The sequence below is a fragment of the Candidatus Dedyshia acidiphila genome (assembly GCF_051025295.1).
Classification (GTDB): Bacteria; Acidobacteriota; Terriglobia; order Terriglobales; family Acidobacteriaceae; genus KBS-83.
On the sequence record NZ_JBMGJV010000030.1, the window covers coordinates 35946 to 52178 of the forward strand.

General features: G+C 62.5%; 10 protein-coding genes and 1 pseudogene. 4 read left to right on the forward strand and 7 right to left on the reverse strand.

Annotated features, from left to right (window positions below; genetic code table 11):
- Positions 1 to 52: 52 nt before the first annotated feature.
- Positions 53 to 496, reverse strand: coding sequence for a cupin domain-containing protein (locus tag AC5IJH_RS12895; protein WP_491903236.1), 444 nt, complete (start codon positions 494 to 496; stop codon positions 53 to 55).
- 66 nt (positions 497 to 562) lie between these two features.
- On the opposite strand from AC5IJH_RS12895, the gene AC5IJH_RS12900 reads away from it, so the two are divergent.
- On the forward strand, positions 563 to 1402 hold the full coding sequence (locus AC5IJH_RS12900) for a hypothetical protein (RefSeq protein WP_491903237.1): 840 nt from the start codon (positions 563 to 565) through the stop codon (positions 1400 to 1402).
- Positions 1403 to 1418: 16 nt separating this feature from the next.
- Here the strand turns inward: AC5IJH_RS12900 and AC5IJH_RS12905 are convergent, their stop codons facing one another.
- The gene (locus AC5IJH_RS12905) at positions 1419 to 3416 is read right to left on the reverse strand and encodes an ABC transporter ATP-binding protein (RefSeq protein ID WP_491903238.1); all 1998 of its coding nucleotides are present in this window, start codon (positions 3414 to 3416) and stop codon (positions 1419 to 1421) included.
- Between the two features lie 94 nt (positions 3417 to 3510).
- Between AC5IJH_RS12905 and hemW the strand changes: the two genes are divergently transcribed.
- The gene (gene hemW, locus AC5IJH_RS12910; protein ID WP_491903239.1) at positions 3511 to 4695 is read left to right on the forward strand and encodes a radical SAM family heme chaperone HemW; all 1185 of its coding nucleotides are present in this window, start codon (positions 3511 to 3513) and stop codon (positions 4693 to 4695) included.
- A 32-nt stretch (positions 4696 to 4727) separates the two neighbouring features.
- On the opposite strand, the gene AC5IJH_RS12915 is transcribed toward hemW, so the two are convergent.
- The 5 genes and pseudogenes from AC5IJH_RS12915 to AC5IJH_RS12935 form a co-directional block, all read right to left on the reverse strand.
- A complete protein-coding gene (locus tag AC5IJH_RS12915; RefSeq protein WP_491903240.1) occupies positions 4728 to 5111 on the reverse strand; it encodes a VOC family protein in 384 nt (127 codons plus the stop codon).
- 67 nt (positions 5112 to 5178) lie between these two features.
- Positions 5179 to 8162 (reverse strand): annotated as a pseudogene (locus AC5IJH_RS12920) (M14 family zinc carboxypeptidase).
- Positions 8163 to 8334: 172 nt separating this feature from the next.
- Positions 8335 to 12045 carry an outer membrane beta-barrel protein gene (locus AC5IJH_RS12925; protein ID WP_491903241.1) on the reverse strand — a complete coding sequence of 1237 codons (3711 nt, stop codon included), beginning with the start codon at positions 12043 to 12045 and terminating at the stop codon, positions 8335 to 8337.
- Between the two features lie 294 nt (positions 12046 to 12339).
- Complete coding sequence (pdxH, locus tag AC5IJH_RS12930; protein WP_491903242.1) at positions 12340 to 12963, reverse strand: pyridoxamine 5'-phosphate oxidase; 624 nt, start codon at positions 12961 to 12963, stop codon at positions 12340 to 12342.
- Entirely contained in the window at positions 12960 to 13979 is a 1020-nt protein-coding gene (locus AC5IJH_RS12935) for a M42 family metallopeptidase (RefSeq protein ID WP_491903243.1), read from the reverse strand. The genes pdxH and AC5IJH_RS12935 overlap by 4 nt, the downstream gene beginning before the upstream one ends.
- A 304-nt stretch (positions 13980 to 14283) precedes the next feature.
- Here AC5IJH_RS12935 and AC5IJH_RS12940 point away from each other — a divergent pair, with 304 nt between their 5' ends.
- Both AC5IJH_RS12940 and AC5IJH_RS12945 read left to right on the forward strand, forming a co-directional pair.
- Positions 14284 to 15360: a threonine aldolase family protein gene (locus tag AC5IJH_RS12940; RefSeq protein WP_491903245.1), complete on the forward strand. Its 1077-nt coding sequence runs from the start codon at positions 14284 to 14286 to the stop codon at positions 15358 to 15360.
- 87 nt (positions 15361 to 15447) lie between these two features.
- A partial coding sequence (locus AC5IJH_RS12945) for a glycosyltransferase family 2 protein (protein ID WP_491903244.1) occupies positions 15448 to 16233 on the forward strand: 786 nt, incomplete at its 3' end.

Here is a 16233-nt window from a genome sequence, read left to right on the forward strand (position 1 = left end):
GTGGCAAGCTAACACACGATATCGTGCTGGGCAAAGGTTCGCGTGTTCCCGATCAAACTCCGGTAGCGACCACGAAGTACTGCGCCGACTCTGACCCCGGATTGCGCACCCCATGCAGTTCGCCGGAGTGGACGAAGGCCGCGGCTCCGGGACCGATCACGCGCGTCTTGCCGGCGATGGTGACCGCGAGATGGCCCTTCATCATCAGGAAGAGCTCTTCATGCTCGTGGGTGTGTGGCGGATGCGGTGAACTGCCCGGGGCGAGCGTCGTCTCATGCACCTCGAGGTGATCGTTGGAGTGCGTGGTGCCTTCGAGGATGGCGCGGCTCTGGTTGGCACCGTTCTGGTGGACCGGCAGCTCGTCGTAGGTCTTCGCGAACGAGGCAAGTGGCTCGTTCTTTCCCGGTGCGGTGGTCTGTGCATGCAGGCCGCGCATCGTCGCGGCACCGGCGAGCGCAGAGAGGGAGAGCAGCATCGAACGGCGGGTAGCGTCCATAGCGCCACATCCTACAGCGGCGTTGGCGAGCTGTGTAGACCCGCGTGAGACCATGATTTGGAACCGATGCGCCTGATCCTCTTTGCTCTTCTGCTGATTGCGACGACCGCCGTCGCCCAGAACCCGTCGCCGGTGCCGACGCTGCCGCCGACCCCCACGCAGGGTTCTCCCGCGACACCGACTGCTTCGTCGGCTCCGACCGTGCCCGCGCCGCTGCCCGCCTGGGCCCGTATCCCGGCCGACGCGATCTCCTCCGGCATTCTGGATGGAGCGGGTGGCTGGCAATGGAATCACGATCCCTACACTGGCGGCGCGACGCAGCCCACTTCGAACTACCCAATTCACCCCGATGGCGCGCAGGGGTTCGCGGGGCGGCAGTTCGTCGCGCCCTACTCGGGCGGCCCGCACACGGGCGCGCTGTGGCATCTGGCCTTCGACTCGGATTCGCGCGCACAGCACTTCGCGTATACGGCGAAGGTGTACCTGGTCACACCCGATCAGATCGAGAACGTCGAGATGGACATGAACCAGGTAATGGACGACGGGCGCACCGTCATCCTTGCACTGCAGTGTGCCGGAGGGTCGAAGACCTGGGAATACACCACGGCTGCAGACAATGCCACGCACTGGCATCCGTCAAACATCGCGTGTAATCCAGCGAACTGGGGCGTGAAGACGTGGCATAAGGTGGGCCTGTTCACGGAGCGCGATGCCGCGGGGAACGTGACCTATGACGGCGTCTGCTTCGATGACGTGTGCCAGGCCTTCCAGGGGGCCGCGGGACCGTCAGCGCTGGCGCTTCACTGGGCGCCGCACGAGCTGCTGCTGAACTACCAAACAGATGCTGCGCAGGCGACCGGCATCATGGACAGCTATCTGCGCGATCTAGAGATCTATCGCTGGTAGAGGGGTCGCAGCAGCCCTAATCGGTGCCAAGCGCGAGCGGGGCATCGCTGAGCGCGCGTGGCGTGCCCTCGACCTCCTGATCGCGATATTGCAGCCGGTACAACCGCCAGTAGATTCCATGCTGTGCCAGCAACTGCTGGTGCGGACCATGCTCGCGCAACTGCCCCTTGTGCATGACGAGGATGGTGTCGGCGCGCTGCACGGTGGAGAGCCGGTGCGCGATGATGACCGAGGTGCGTCCGGTGACCATGCGGTCGAGCGCGGAGCGCACACGCAACTCGGTCTCGGTGTCGACGGACGATGTCGCCTCGTCGAGGATCAGGATGCGTGGCCGGTGCGCCAGCGCTCGGGCGAAGTTGATGAGCTGCTTCTGCCCGGTGGACAGCCCCGCTCCCCGCTCCCGCAGCGGCTCGTTGAAGCCACTAGGTAGGCTGCGGATGAAGTCGCTGACATTCACCTCTTCGGCCGCGCGCTCCATGTCCTCATCCGTAATAGTTGCTGTCCCAAGCCGGATGTTCTCCGCAATGGTGCCGCTGAAGAGGAACGGGTCCTGCAGCACGACCCCGAACTCCTTGCGGAGCGCGGTGAGCTCGTGTTGCCGCACATCCTGTCCATCGATCAGCACCTGTCCGCGCTGCACATCGTAGAAGCGCATCATGAGCGAGATGATGGTGGTCTTGCCCGCACCGGTATGGCCAACGATGGCTGCGGTCTCGTTCGGCTCGATGCGGAAGGAGACGCCGCGCAACACCCACTCGATGGACATCGCATCGAGCTGGGCCGGTGTCGCCGCCTCGATCGCTGCTGTCTGCTCCGGCGTGAGCCGCTCGTAGGTGAACCACACATCGCGAAATTCGATGCGCCCCGTTGAGCGCGTCGGCAGAGCCTGTGCGGGTGACGTGATCTCCGCCTCGGTATCCAGCAGCTTGAAGACACGCTCACTTGCGGCCATCGCGGCCTGCAGGATGTTGTACTTGTCCGAGAGGTCCTGAATTGGCCGGAAGAAGCGCTGGGAATACTGAATGAACGCCACGAGCACACCGATCGTGACGGCGCCGCGCAGAACGCCGCGCCCACCCAGCCAGATGACCAGCGCGATAGCGATCGAGGACAGAAGCTCTACCGCGGGATAGTAGAGCGCATAGGCCAGGATCGCGTCCTTGAACGCCTCCATGTGAGTGCGGTTCACGGCCTCGAAGTCGCCATACGCACGCTTCTCACGGCCGAAGAGCTGGACCACGCTCATGCCGGTCACGTGCTCCTGGGTAAACGCGTTGATTCGCGCGATCGCTGTGCGAATGCGGCGATAGGAGTCGCGGACGCTCTTGCGGAAGACCCGCGTGATCAGGACGATGATGGGCAGCACTGCAAATGAGATCAGCGCCAGCCACCAGCTCATCCGTAGCATGACGAGCACGATCCCGAGCAGGACGAAGATGTCCTCGAAGATGGCAAACACGCCTGAGGTGAACATCTCGTTCAGCGCGTCTACGTCCGAGGTGAGCCGCGTCACGAGACGTCCGACCGGATTGCGGTCGAAGAACGCGACGTGCATACGCTGGAGATGACGGAAGATCTCCGAGCGCATGTCGTACATGATCTTCTGGCCCGTCCACTGCATCAGGTACGTCTGCGTAAACTCCAGCACATACGAGAAGCACAGGGAGCCGATGTAGAGCATCGCTACCTGGGTGATCCCGGTTGCAGGCGAGTCGCTGAGATGACGCCCCAGCCAGGTTCCGTGGGCGCCGGCGGTGTCATGCGTCATGTAGCGGTCGACCGCGATTTTGGTCAGGTAGGGACCGAGGACGTCCGCCAGTGCCTTCAGAATGATGGCGGCCAGCGACACGCCAGCCTGCCACTTGTAAGGCTTCAGGTAGGTGAGGAGCCGCCCCATCAGCCGGCTGTCGTATGCCTTGCCGACGACGTCGTCCTCATGCACCGCGGGCTTCTTCTGCTCTGTCTCCGGGCCCGGCCGGCTGCTGCTCTGCTTAGTGGTGGTCTCTTCCGGCATTCCTGCTTCCATTCTACGGACCGCTGCGGCCGCGGTCGAAACCGCAGCCCGGCAAAGGGGGCTGCTCCGAGGCAGCGGCTGTCACAATAGATGAATGCAGGACAGCCTTGGCCTCTATATCTCGATCCCGTTCTGCCGGGCCAAATGCACCTTCTGCAATTTCGCGTCGGGTGTCTTCCCGCTCTCCGAGTCCGACCGCTACCTCGATCGTGTTGCGCGTGAACTGGGCGAGAGCCAGGGTCGCGCTGGGGCTGCTGGGTGGCATCTGCCAGCGGAGTTGGGGAGTGTCTACCTGGGCGGTGGCACGCCGAGTACGCTGACTCCGGGGCAGTTGCGGCGTCTCTTTGCCGCCGTGCGGGAGAACTTCGAAATTCTGCCGACGGCTGAGATCACCATTGAGTGCGCACCCGGGCAGATCACGCCTAAATTCCTTGAAGCGATGGTTGAGGTTTCTACTACAAGGGCAAGTCTAGGTGTGCAATCCCTGGTGGACAGCGAAGCGGCTGCCACAGGCCGAACCCACACTCGATCAGTCGTCCAGGACGACGTGCGCCGGCTGCACCAAGCCGGGCTGGCGGTCAACATTGACCTGATCGCCGGACTCCCAGGGCAGACCCGGGCGAGCTGGGAGGAGTCGCTCGAGGCGCTTGCGTCCCTTGATGTCGCCCACGCCAGTATCTATATGTTCGAGGTGGACGAGGACTCGCGGCTCGGTCGCGAGCTGATCGGCGGCGGCGTTCGCTATGGCGCAGGGCTGGTTCCCACCGACGATACGGTGGCAGCTATGTACGAGCGTGGCTGTGAGCGGCTGGAGCAGATGGGCCTATTTCAATACGAGATTTCGAACTTCGCGCGGCCGGGTGCAGAGTCGGCCCACAACCTCCGCTACTGGCACCGCGAGCCCTACCTCGGGGTCGGGCTGGACGCTCACTCCATGCTGCGCACCCGGAACGGACAGGCCGTGCGCTTCGGAAACACCGATGATTTGTCGACGTACCTCGAAGGCCGGAGCGCGCTCGAGCCGGTGCATCTGGACCGCACTGCGGAGCTTGAGGAGGCCTGGTTTCTCGGCCTGCGGCTGAACAAGGGCGTATCGCTTGCTGCGATAGAGCAGGCATTCGGGCCTTCAGCGCTCGCTGAGGCTTGGCCGGTGCTTGATAGATTGCTCGCGGAGGCTCTGCTGACAGGTAGCCACGGCCGACTTGCACTCAGCGCGACGGGGCGGCTGCTCTCGAATGATGTGTTTTCGCGATTCCTAACGACAGAATCCGTTCTTTGACCGCTTCGGACGAGTAGCTGGCCGACGGCTTATCACTCGTGCTGCGAAAGCGACAGCGTGTTGCCGTCCGGATCTTTGAACCAGGCGACCTTGGCGCCGTTTGGGGCGGTCCAGATGCCGAGCTCGTCCTGCTCGAAGAAGCCGAACCGCTCGAAGACCACGCCGCGGTCCCGCAGTTCGCGAACATCCTCCTCGATCCGCACACTCTCCCAGCCCAGGATCGTGAATGGCGCGGGAGTGTAACTTTCGACGCGGACCACGCGGATGGTGGCCCCGTTGGGGACTCCACAGCGGAAGACCAGTGCAAACTGGTCATCGGCCACGAAAGAGAGCTTGAGCACATGCTCGTAGAAGTTGCGGGCACGTGCCGCATCACGCGTTGCGACGAAGCCGATCAGCCTGGTTAGCGGCGCCATGATGGGCCTCCCTTTCACGGCGCTGAGTCTACCATCCTGCCGGTGTCGACAGTGGAGTAGGCAAGCGCTACTTACCGTCGCCAGTCGCCGGGACACCGTAGCTGAGGATGGCGTTCGTCACCAGTGCGTAGGAGCCAATGGTCTCGCCACGATAAAGCGGGTTGTTGGCGAAGAGTATTGTGGTGCCGCGACCCACGTGCGCCTCCACCACGGCTACATGCTCGGCAAGCGACTCGCTTTGGTCAAGCAAGCCCGCGACCAGCAGAGTTTTGGCGTCGGCATAGCGCAGCAGAACCTGCGGGCGGTACGCGTCCGGGATGACATTTGGATTGTTCCGCGTCTGCTCCACGGTGAGGGGCTGCGGCTCCCACGTTTTGGCCTTGACGAGCGCCGGTGGTGCAACGAAGCGTCGATCCTGCGGCTCGTCCGGATCATCCACGCCGCCGCGCCCCGTGGGCCGGGGTGTCTTCGCCTCGGTACGCAGGGAAGCGTCGCTACCCAGCAGGTTGCTGACGTTGAAGGCCATCCCTTTCTCGCTGTAGACGGCAGGAGGCGCGGTGTAGCCGGCGAGCACCGCGCTGGTCGGCCCGTGTGTACCCGGTGCGGTGACGAATGCAGTGTTGAGGATGCTGCCCACGACCTTGACCGCCCCGGCAGGCGCCACCGACACGCCCGGAGCGAAGTTGTGATCGATAGCGAACGCAGCCGCGTCCTGGGCCGCGATCAGCATGCCACCCTGTTCGACAAAGGTGCGCAGGTGGGCAAGTCCGCTTTCACCCAGTCCAGGACGGATATCCGGGGTGGTGTCTGTGTGGCCCAGGTTCGGCGTCAGCTCCGTCACTTGCCAGGGCATGGCATTGCCCCACATCGGCAGTCCATCCACGATGCGGTGTGCATTGCTTTCGCCGCCCACTGGCGCAAACAGAATGATGTCGTACTTCGAGCGAAGATCTGCTTCAGCCGCTGCTGTCTGCGTGCTGATGTAGCTGTAGGGGATCTGCAGGTTGTCGAGCGCGAGCCGCCACCAGCCCTCTTCCTGTGTGTTCAGCCACGTGTGCATCAGGGCAATTCGTGGCGCGGGCACGGCGTGGCTGGCGACGTTGGGCGGCTCGGCCGCGACCGCCGCCAGGTGCAAGGGGGCGGCTGCCTTCTCAAGATCGCCGCCAGAGGTGCCGCGCACGATCCACGTGCCCGCAGGCCAGGTTTGGCCGGCAGCGGTGAAGGATGTATCCGACGCAGTGACGTTCGCTCCATGCAGCGCGTAACGCAGTGTGGCGAGCGAAGGATCGGCGTGATTTGCGATCAGGAAGGTGTCGCCGTCAAGGCTCTGTGCAGCGCGCGGCGCGGTCGGATCGGTGATCCGCTCCATCGCGGCCTTGAGGATTGCGGTATCGGTGATGCGCGCCGTGTCCACGCCGAACAGCGGTCCAAGCGACCAGCCGGTGTCGTCGTAAGGATGCTTTTGCGGGTCCTCCGGCGACCAGAACTGCCGATCGAGCAGTGCATCCGCGATACGGGAGTACGGCTGATCCATGCGAACGACATAGCTGCCTGCGGGGAAGGTGCGCTGCGTCGGGGGCTTCGGCGTGGCGGCCTTCGCATCGTCTTCCGATGGCGCGGGCGCGGGGATCGTGACCGTTGCGGGTGCGGTGAGCCGCTGCATTTCAACGTGCTGATCGCGCAGGATGCGGAGGAGCATGGCCTGGCGACTGGGCGAGGCTTCTTCGGCAGAAAGGACGTAAGCTGCCGGCCCGTTTTGCTCCGGCTTCTCGATCGAACGCTTGCTCTTCAGGTAGTAGTTATTGAGGAAGAGTTTGCCGTTCTGCGCGAAGTAGGACAGCGTTGTCAGCAGTGCGGTCTGTTCGTAGTTGTTGTTGTCTCGCTGCGACCACAACACCTTCGCGAGCGGCGGGTTCGGGCGGTACCAGGTGCGCGCGTACTCCTCTGGCGAGAGCTGCCGCTCGACCGTATCCGCGCCGCCGTTGCCAAAGGTCTCGTAGAGGCGGCTGATGCCGTTGTGCATCGCAGCCAGGAACATCAGGTACCCCGGACTCCACGTATCGAAGTCGCCGTGCGTGAAGACGCCGGGCATGCCCAGCTTGCCCATCTCCTGCACGTTGGACCAGCCGAGCATCTGCCATTCGTTGGTCAGGATGGGATCGATCCAGCTGTTGTACGGCTCGTCTCCCACGGTGTTGTCGTAAAGGAACGGCACAGACTCGTGCAGATCGTGCAGCACCTGCGCGTGCCAGGTCAGATAGGTGTTCAGAACATTCCGCGTCAGCGCAAGGTTCATCGTCATGGCGTCGCGGTTGTTGTCGTGCGCCACGTAGTGGCCCCAGTAGAGAAGGTGCGGGTAGGTCTCACCCGGGTGCGCCTTGTGCCACCTGTATATGTCCACCATGCGGTCGCGACGTCTACTTCGACCACGGGCGTGATCAGCGTGATCATGTGCGAGCGGATGTACTTAATGTACGGCGCATCGTCGACAGCGAGCCGATAGGCAAGCTCCATCAACGCGGTGGGCGCGCCTGTCTCCGGTGAGTGAATCGTGCCGGTGATGTAGTACACAGGCGTGGTCTGGGCGACGAGCGCTGCTGCTTTCCCGTCGTCGAGGCCAATCTGCCGCGGGTCGGCCAGCTTGGCAAGCCGATCGTCATTCGCCTTCTGCTGATCGAGCAGTGCAGCATCGGCGACTGCGACGGCAATCATCTCGCGGCCCTCTTCCGTGTGGCCGATGGTAACGACACGCACGCGTGGGGACGCCGCAGCCAGTGCCCGGAAGTACTTATAGACGTCCTCAGCGTACGGCAGCCGGTCCGGCGCGCCAGCGACATCGCCCAGAACTGTCGCGGGAGTGGGCACGGTCTGCGATGCGGGCAGGTAATCGGTGAGTGGCGAGTTAAATTCAGGCCTCGTCGTGTACTGGCGAATCTTCGCCGTGTAGCTCTCGTCCATCGCCTGGTGCGGATCGCGGGCGTATGCATCAGTTGTGAGCGAGGCCGATGCGGCGGGAGTGGCGGCAGAGAGTGCCAGGCCAAGGCAATGCATAAGGGCAAGGGGAAGCAGGACACGGCACATCAAAGGCATCGGTACTCCAGGCATGTTCAGTTCGGCCAACAGGGTAGCAGCCCGCAGGAAGAACTTAAGGGCAGGCGCCGAGAGACGGATTAACAAAAGCGGCGGCCAGCGCGAGGTCTGGCCGCCGCTCCAGAGAGTGTTACTAGAACCCGTAACGCAGCGAGAACTGCATCACGCGTGGCGAGGTCAGCGTCTTGCTGTAGACGCCGAGCGTCCCGCTGGTCAGCTGCTGATTAAGGCTGCTGCCGTTGGTGTCGAAGCGAACTGAATTGGTGACGTTGAACACGTCCCAAGCGAAGGCCAACGTGTTTTCGCGGTACACGTGCCAGGTCTTTGCCAGGCTGCTGTCGATGTCGAAGTAGCCATCGCCACGGAATTTATTGCGCTCCCCGGCTTCGCCCGGGAAGGGGAGACGCATGGGTGTGTCGGAGCCGGTGACCGCATTGTTAATGGTGTCGGGATCCGCAAACACCTGGGGCGCACCGCTCGCGTCGATGTGCTTGTGGATCTTGATCGGTCCGGTTTGCACGCCGTAGCTCTCGATCTGCCAGTTGGTCGACCAGCCCGGCGCGTACACCGAGAAGGGAAGACCGCTGGTCCAGCGGCTAAGACCCGAGAGCTGCCACCCGCCGATCAATGCGTTGGTGAGGTGATTCGCTCCACTACCGAGCAGCTTGCCGCGACCGAATGGAAGCTGATAGATGGCGTCCACTGTAACCAGGTGACGGATGTCGAAGTCGGAAGGGGCGCGGTTGAGAGAAGGTTTCCAGCTATTCAGGATCGTACTGAAGGTGCTGTTAGACCCAAGTTCGTTGGCGCGCTGCGTATCCGAACCCATGTCGATCGAGTTTGAAAATGTGTAATTGAAGTCGAGTTGCAGACCGTGGCTGCTGGGGTGGCGCAGGATGAACTGACCGGAGTTGTAGTAGCTCATGCCGATCGAAGACCACGCATACAAGGAGGAAAACTGGCTTTGGTAGAAGCGCGGGCTGTTGTCTGGGCAGCCATATCCGCAATAAAAGTCGAGGTCGGCGAGGGAGGTCGTCTCGCCCGCACCGTAGCGATTCAGAGCCCACTCATTGGAATAGATCGCCTGAGTGGCGCTCACACCATCTCCGGCTAGTTGAGGAAACACGTCCTCGAAGTACTGAATAGGCGCCACTGTGGCATTCGCGTCACCCTGATTTGCGTCCACCACCTTCGAGAGCTGTGTCCCTGCTGTGAAGTAATCGCCGCCACCGCCGTTCGGATCGACAAGGTTGGTGGGTTCGGCCAAGTCAAGCTGCTGCATAAGGTGCCGTCCCAGGCGACCAACGTACGCTGCTTCGAAGGTGAACCCACCCGGCAGCAGCCGCTGCACAGAGAGATCAAACGACTCTGAGTAGGGTGTCTTCAGTTTGTTGTCGATGCCCCAGGTGATCGCGAAGCCGCAATCTGCGCCCTTCGGTGCCGTGTACGGGTACTGCAGTGTCTGTGGAGTAGTGCAACTGCTGATGCTGGGGATGTTCTGCGGCCCCGTGAACCGCGGAGCAGTGTTGACTGTCTGCACGCCGGCGGGATTAGTGATGGATGTCGTGAGACCAAACGAGCCGAACTGGTCAAACGAGTTCACGATGCCCTCGCCGAAGTGATCGAAGTAGATACCGAAGCCGCCCCGAATCGAGGTGCGGCTATCCGGCGCGTAAGCGAAGGAGAACCGGGGCGCGATGTTGCCCTTCTGCTTGCTCCAGTAGCCGGGCTGGTGGTACGTCGGACCGCCCGGGGTAAACGAGATCAGCGGCTGATCCACTTGTCCATGCGCAGCAGCAGCACCGCGATTAAGGAACCACTGGTGCGTGTCGATCGTCGGGATCACCTGCTGACCATGAACTTCGTAGGGCACCTGCAGAATGGAATGCCGAATGCCGAAGCTGATCGTGAGCTTTGAACTCGCATGCCAGCTGTCCTGCAGGAAGTACTCGAACTCGTTTGATCGGAAGCTGCGATGGATCAGAGAGCCATCCTGGTACAGGTCGCCCTGTGCTCCGCCGTTCGCCACCTGGTAGTTGTAATTGCCGGTTACGGAGGGAACGACCCCGATCAGGTTGGCGTAGGCGATTAGGTAGCTGTTTGAGAAGCCCCCATCCACTGGCGGGAGACCGATGTTTCCAGGCTGCGGCACGGTTGGCAGACCCTTTGCGGGCGATCCCAGCCAGTACGGGTTGCTGCTGGCACCATTGAACGAGACTTCGTTTGAGGCGCGATTGTTGTTGATCAGGCGCCAGTTCACTCCAGCCTGAAGCGTGTGATTTCCCTTGGTCCAGGTAACGTTGTCGATCAGGTTGTGCACCGGAACATTCACGATCGTGGAGCGGGTCTGCGCGGTGGCCTGCGCCATGAAGCGAAAGTCAACGTAGTCGCCCGTACCGATGCCCCGGTTGCTGTAACCCTGCCGGATGTAGCCATAGCGCAGATCGTTGATCAGATTTGTGCCGAAGCTCCAGGTGTCGCCGGCAGCGATGCCCTTGGTGTTATCAGTGAAGACGCTCGAGGCGTGCTGACCGGGGAAGTTTTCGGTGCCGGCACGGGTGTCCTTCTGCAGGTTGCCGCGCACGAAGAGGTGCTGTGCCTGGTTCAGTTGGTAGTCGAGCTTGAAGATGGACGTATTCAGCGTGGCCGGCGCGGGGGAGGAGAAGGAGTAGGAACCGGTGTTGTAGCCATCTCCCGTCGCGAAGCCAGTGTTTGTTGGATACAACGCGAAGTAGGCGAGGGCGGCGGCGTCCGGACCGGGGCCGTTGGGACAATTGACGCAGCCTGAGTCGAGTTGGGCGACCTGCGCGGCGGTGAGCGTCTGCGTGGTGTTGTTGCTCGGGTAGACCAGGTTGCCGGCCTTGTATGCGGCCGTCGGCACCGTCTGCGTGACCTGCACGTTTTCTGCCGTGCGCTGCCCTTCATAATTGAAGAAAAAGAAGAGTTTGTCCCGGATGATGGGACCGCCGAATGAGCCACCAAAGGTGTTGCGAATCAGCTTGCCGGGCTTGTTCGGTAGTCCGCTGGCCAGTTCCGACTGCTTATTGAACCAGTCGTTTGCCACTGTGTTCGACGGACGGTAGTACTCGAACGCATCGCCGTGAAACCGGTTGGTGCCGGACCGAGTGACCAGCGAGACCTGAGCGCCGGAGGAGCGGCCACTCTCGGCTGTGCTGTTGGTGGTCGCGACGCGGAACTCCTGGGTCGAGTCAATTGTCGAGCGCAGTACACCGGTGAAGGCGTAGCCGTTGGTCTGGTCGTTGTCGTCCAGTCCATCGAGTGTGACGTTGCCCTGGTCCGAGCGCGCTCCTGCGACTGCACCGGTCCGGCTGTCTGTGTTCTGGTCCACTTGGCGGCCGAGATAGAGCACACCCGGCTGCAGACTCAGAAGATCCGGCACATTGCGGCCCTCCGAGGGGAGCGCCTCGATCACCTGGTTATCGAGCGCATTGCCGATGCTTGCGTCGGTGTTGTTCAAGGTCTGCGCTTCGGCGCTGACGTTGACTGTCTCACTCGCCTGCACGCCCATTTGGAAGTTCACAGTTGCCGGCTGATTGACGAGCAGTTGTGCCGTCTTGCTCGATACACCAAAGTTGGCAGCCTGTACGGTGATCGTGTAACTACCGGGCGCAATCTGTGGGAATTGGTAGAGGCCGGAGTTATCCGTTTTACTTGTAGCTTCTGCGCCAGTGGCGTCATTCTTAATCGTGACCTGCGCATTGGGCACCAGTGCGCCGGATCCATCGACGACCGTGCCACGCAGGGCGGTGAAGCTGGTTTGCGCCAGCAGCGGAACCACAGGTAGGGCGAGCAGCATCGCGGGCGCGAGCCGGTTGAATCGCATCGACAGAGCCTCCAGAAAAACCAACCAAAGACAATCAGGACAGCAAGTGTGTTCGTTGCACGTGCACGAAACACTACTCCACTAAGGACCTTGACTGCGGGACTTTTCTATCGACGACAGGGTCGAGCAGACACTGACAACTGGGCAGCATCTGTTGAGCGGGTATTATCGCCCGGTAAGGGCAGTGGGGCAACCCGCTAATCAACTTTCGCAAGCAGGTCGCGCCTGCGACTTATATCTGCACCAGGTCTGCAGCGGACGTTTCATGTGGCGCGGAAAGCTTCGCTCGGTGCGTCATGGATACAGCCGCACCCGCTGCCATCCTTCATCGTGCCGCGTGTACAGCATGCGGTCATGCAGGCGGTACGGACCATCCTTCCAGAACTCAATGCGAAGCGCGCGGAGCGCGAAGCCGGTCCAATGTGGTGGGCGGGGGACCTCGCCGGGATAGCGAGCCGCCAGATCGACTGCTGCCTGTTCGAGCGCTGCACGGTCCGTCAGCGGCCGCGATTGAGCCGATGCGGCGGCACTGATCTGGCTTTTGCGCGAGCGGCTATGGAAGTATTGATCCGCGCGTTGCGGCGACACCTCGGTCAACGAGCCCTCAACACGAATCTGCCGGCGTAGCGACTTCCAATGCAGGCACAAGGCAGCTTGCGGGTTGGCGCGGATTTCCTCACCCTTCTGACTCTCTGCGTTCGTGTAGAAGACGAATGCTGCGTCGTCATCCATCTCTTTCAGCAGAACCATGCGCACTGATGGCGACCCCTTTGGCGTGGCGGTCGCCAGCGCCATGGCATTCGGATCGTTCGGCTCGCTGCTCTCGGCTTCAGCGAACCAGGCGCGGAAGCAGGGCATGGGGTCGACTGCCTCGGGAGCAAACGGGTCGGTGATAAGGACGTCCCGGTTCGTGCTCACTTCGCCTCCGATGGGGTGAAGTCGCGGATCTCCGCGACCGTCTTCGCGTCCAGGTGCTCGAGCATGTCCACCACGAGGTCGACCATCTTGTCGAAGTCTCCGCGATTCACGATGCCGTTGTGCGCGTGCGTGTAGCGCACCGGCACAACCAGGTTGACCGTTGGCGTTCCGCCGTTCGATGCCTGCATCTCGGCGGAGTCGTCTCCATAGCCCTGCACCAGATCAAGTTGCAGGGGCATGCTCGCGTGCTCCGCCGTCTCGCGAACGAAGCGCACCAGTTTGCGGTTGGGCAGTGTGCTCGAATCGTAGAGAAACAGTCCGGGGCCCGCACCAAGCTTGGCCTGCGTCTCCTCCGGATGCCCGGGGTAAACATCGCCCGTGATGCCGCCCTCGATCGCGATCCCGAGATCGGGCTTCACCACTTGAGCCGCAGTCTTGGCTCCGCGCAGCCCGATCTCCTCCTGCGTAGTTGCTGTGTAGAAGAGTTGGTTGGGGTGCGGCTTCGCTGCGGTCCGGCGCATCGCTTCGAGCAGCACGGCACAGCCGATCCGATCGTCCCACGCCTTCCCGAGGTAGTTTTCGCTGCCGTTCATGACGAGAAACGGCGAATCCGGCACGACAGGATCGCCCGGCTCAATCCCCATCGCGGCTGCCGAAGCCGCGTCATGCGCCCCGATGTCGAGCGTCAGGATGTCTCGCGGAAACGTCTTACCGCGTTCGTCGAGGGGCACGACGTGAATATCGCGAATGCCAGTCACGGCGTGCACCGGGCCCTTGCTGCCGAGGATGATCCAGCGCTGATCGACCAGCGCCTGATCGAGCCAGCCGCCCAGCATTTGCATGGTGAGCAGGCCGCCCGGTGTGACGCGTCGCACCATTCCGCCGAGCTCGTCCATATGTGCGTCAATCATGATGCGCGGCCCGCTTGAGCCCTGCTGCGCAATCACGGATCCCATGCCGTCATAGCGAATCGAGGCGGCGTGCGGCTTCATGTTGCGCACCATAATCGCGCGCACGGGCTCCTCGGCTCCCGGCGGTCCCGCCGCGTTGCTCAGTTCTTCGAGGAGCTGCACCGTCGCATCGCCGGAAGACGGGGCAGACTGGGCTGAAACAGGAGAGTAAGAAAGCAACAAAGCAGAGACGAGCAGTGGGACCGCGACACGCAAGTGCATGGGCTAGACACTATCACCGCTCGCGGGCACTCTCGGCCCCGACCCGAGGCTGCCTTTTATTAAGATCGATGGCATGGCAGAGAGCAGAACAACAGAGCTGGTGGACCGCCCCGCAGTGAATGGGCACGCAGCCCCGAGCGATGCGAGCATGGGAGCCCCGAGCGGTGCGAGCAATGCAGCCCTGAACGGCGTGGCCACTATCGACCTGCGCAGCGACACCGTGACCCGTCCCACACCGGCCATGCGCGAGGCCATGGCGACGGCCGACGTCGGCGATGACGTGTACGGCGAGGACCCGACCGTGCTTCGGCTGGAGACCTGCGCCGCCGAAATCTTCGGCAAGGAAGCGGCTCTCTTTGTGCCGACTGGCACCATGGGCAACCAGATCGCCGTACGGCTGCACACGACGCATGGGCAGGAGGTCATCTGCGAGCGGCGCGCGCACCTCGTCGATTGGGAGATGGCGATGGTCTCCGCCTTTAGTGGCTGCCAGCTGCGGCAGGTGGAGGGCGTGCGCGGGGTGCTCTCCTGGGACGCGATCGCGTCGGCGGTCGCGCCATCCATCTACTATCGCGCGCAGACTGGCCTGCTCGCGCTTGAGAACACGCACAACATGGCGGGAGGCACGGTTACGCCCCTCGCTGTGCTCGAAGAGATCTGGGCCGGCGCACGTGACCGCGGGCTTCCCGTACACCTTGACGGGGCTCGTGTGTTCAATGCGGCTACTGCTCTGGGTCTGCCAGTCAGTACCATGACGCGCGGCTTCGACACGGTGATGTTCTGTCTGTCAAAGGGACTCTGCGCCCCGGTCGGCTCGCTTCTGGTAGGCACGCGGGCGCTGATCGAACGCGGCCGTTCCATTCGCAAGATGTTGGGTGGTGGTATGCGGCAGGCCGGCGTCCTCGCCGCTGCTGGCCTGATTGCGATCGAGGAGATGCCGGCGCGTCTTCACGAAGATCACGCAAATGCCAAGTGGTTGGCAGAGCAGGTTGCCGCGCTGCCGGGGTGTGACATCGATCTCGCCACGGTGCAGACCAACATTGTCATCTTCCGGCCGCTGCAACTACCGGCTTCGCAGGTGGTCGCCGGGCTGAAGGAGCACGGGATTCGGTGCGGAACCGCCGGCGCTGACGAGGTGCGCTTTGTCACACACCGGGATGTTGACCGGGCGGGCTGCAGGGCTGCCATCGAGGCGTTGCGCGAGCTCCTGTCTCCTGGAAACTGATGCCGGGTCTCCGGACTGGTACGCGGCACCCGAAGATGCGGGGGGCAAGGAATGTGGACAGCTCCAGTCCGATATAATGAAGTCACTATGCCCAAGTATTCGATCGTCGTTCCATTCCACAACGAAGAGGAGAATGTCACCGCCCTCTATGACCGTCTGAAGGCTGTCATGGAGAGCATTGGAGACAGCTTCGAGCTGGTGCTGGTCGACGATGGGTCGAGCGATCGCTCCTACAAGCTGCTCGAGGAGATCGCCGCGGTAGACAGCCGCGTGCTGGTCGTCAAGCTGCGCCGCAACTTCGGCCAGACCTCGGCGCTCGCGGCCGGCTTTGACCATGCGCAGGGTGAGTTCATCCTGGCCATGGATGGCGACCTGCAGCACGATCCGAATGAGATTCCAAACTTCCTGGGCAAGCTTCAAGAGGGCTATGACGTCGTCAGCGGCTGGCGCAAGGAGCGCATCGACAACTTTGTGATGCGCCGCATCCCGTCACGCTGCGCCAACTGGTTGATGGCCAAGCTGTCCGGCGTGGATATCCACGACTTCGGCACCACGTTCAAGGCGTACCGGCGCGAGGTGATCCACAACATCCCGCTCTACGGAGAGATGCACCGCTTCATCCCGGCGCTCGCCTCCTGGTACGGCGCATCGATCTGCGAGATTCCGATCAGGAACGTGAATCGAGAGCGCGGCAAGAGCCACTACGGCATCTCGCGCACCTTCCGCGTCTTCTTCGATCTCCTCACGATCCGCTTCCTGCTCAAATACATGACGCGGCCGCTGCACTTCTTCGGGTCCTTCGGCGCGCTCAGCATTCTGTTCGGTGGGCTGGTCTCGATGTTCCTCGCGGGGCTGAAGCTGTTCACTCACCAG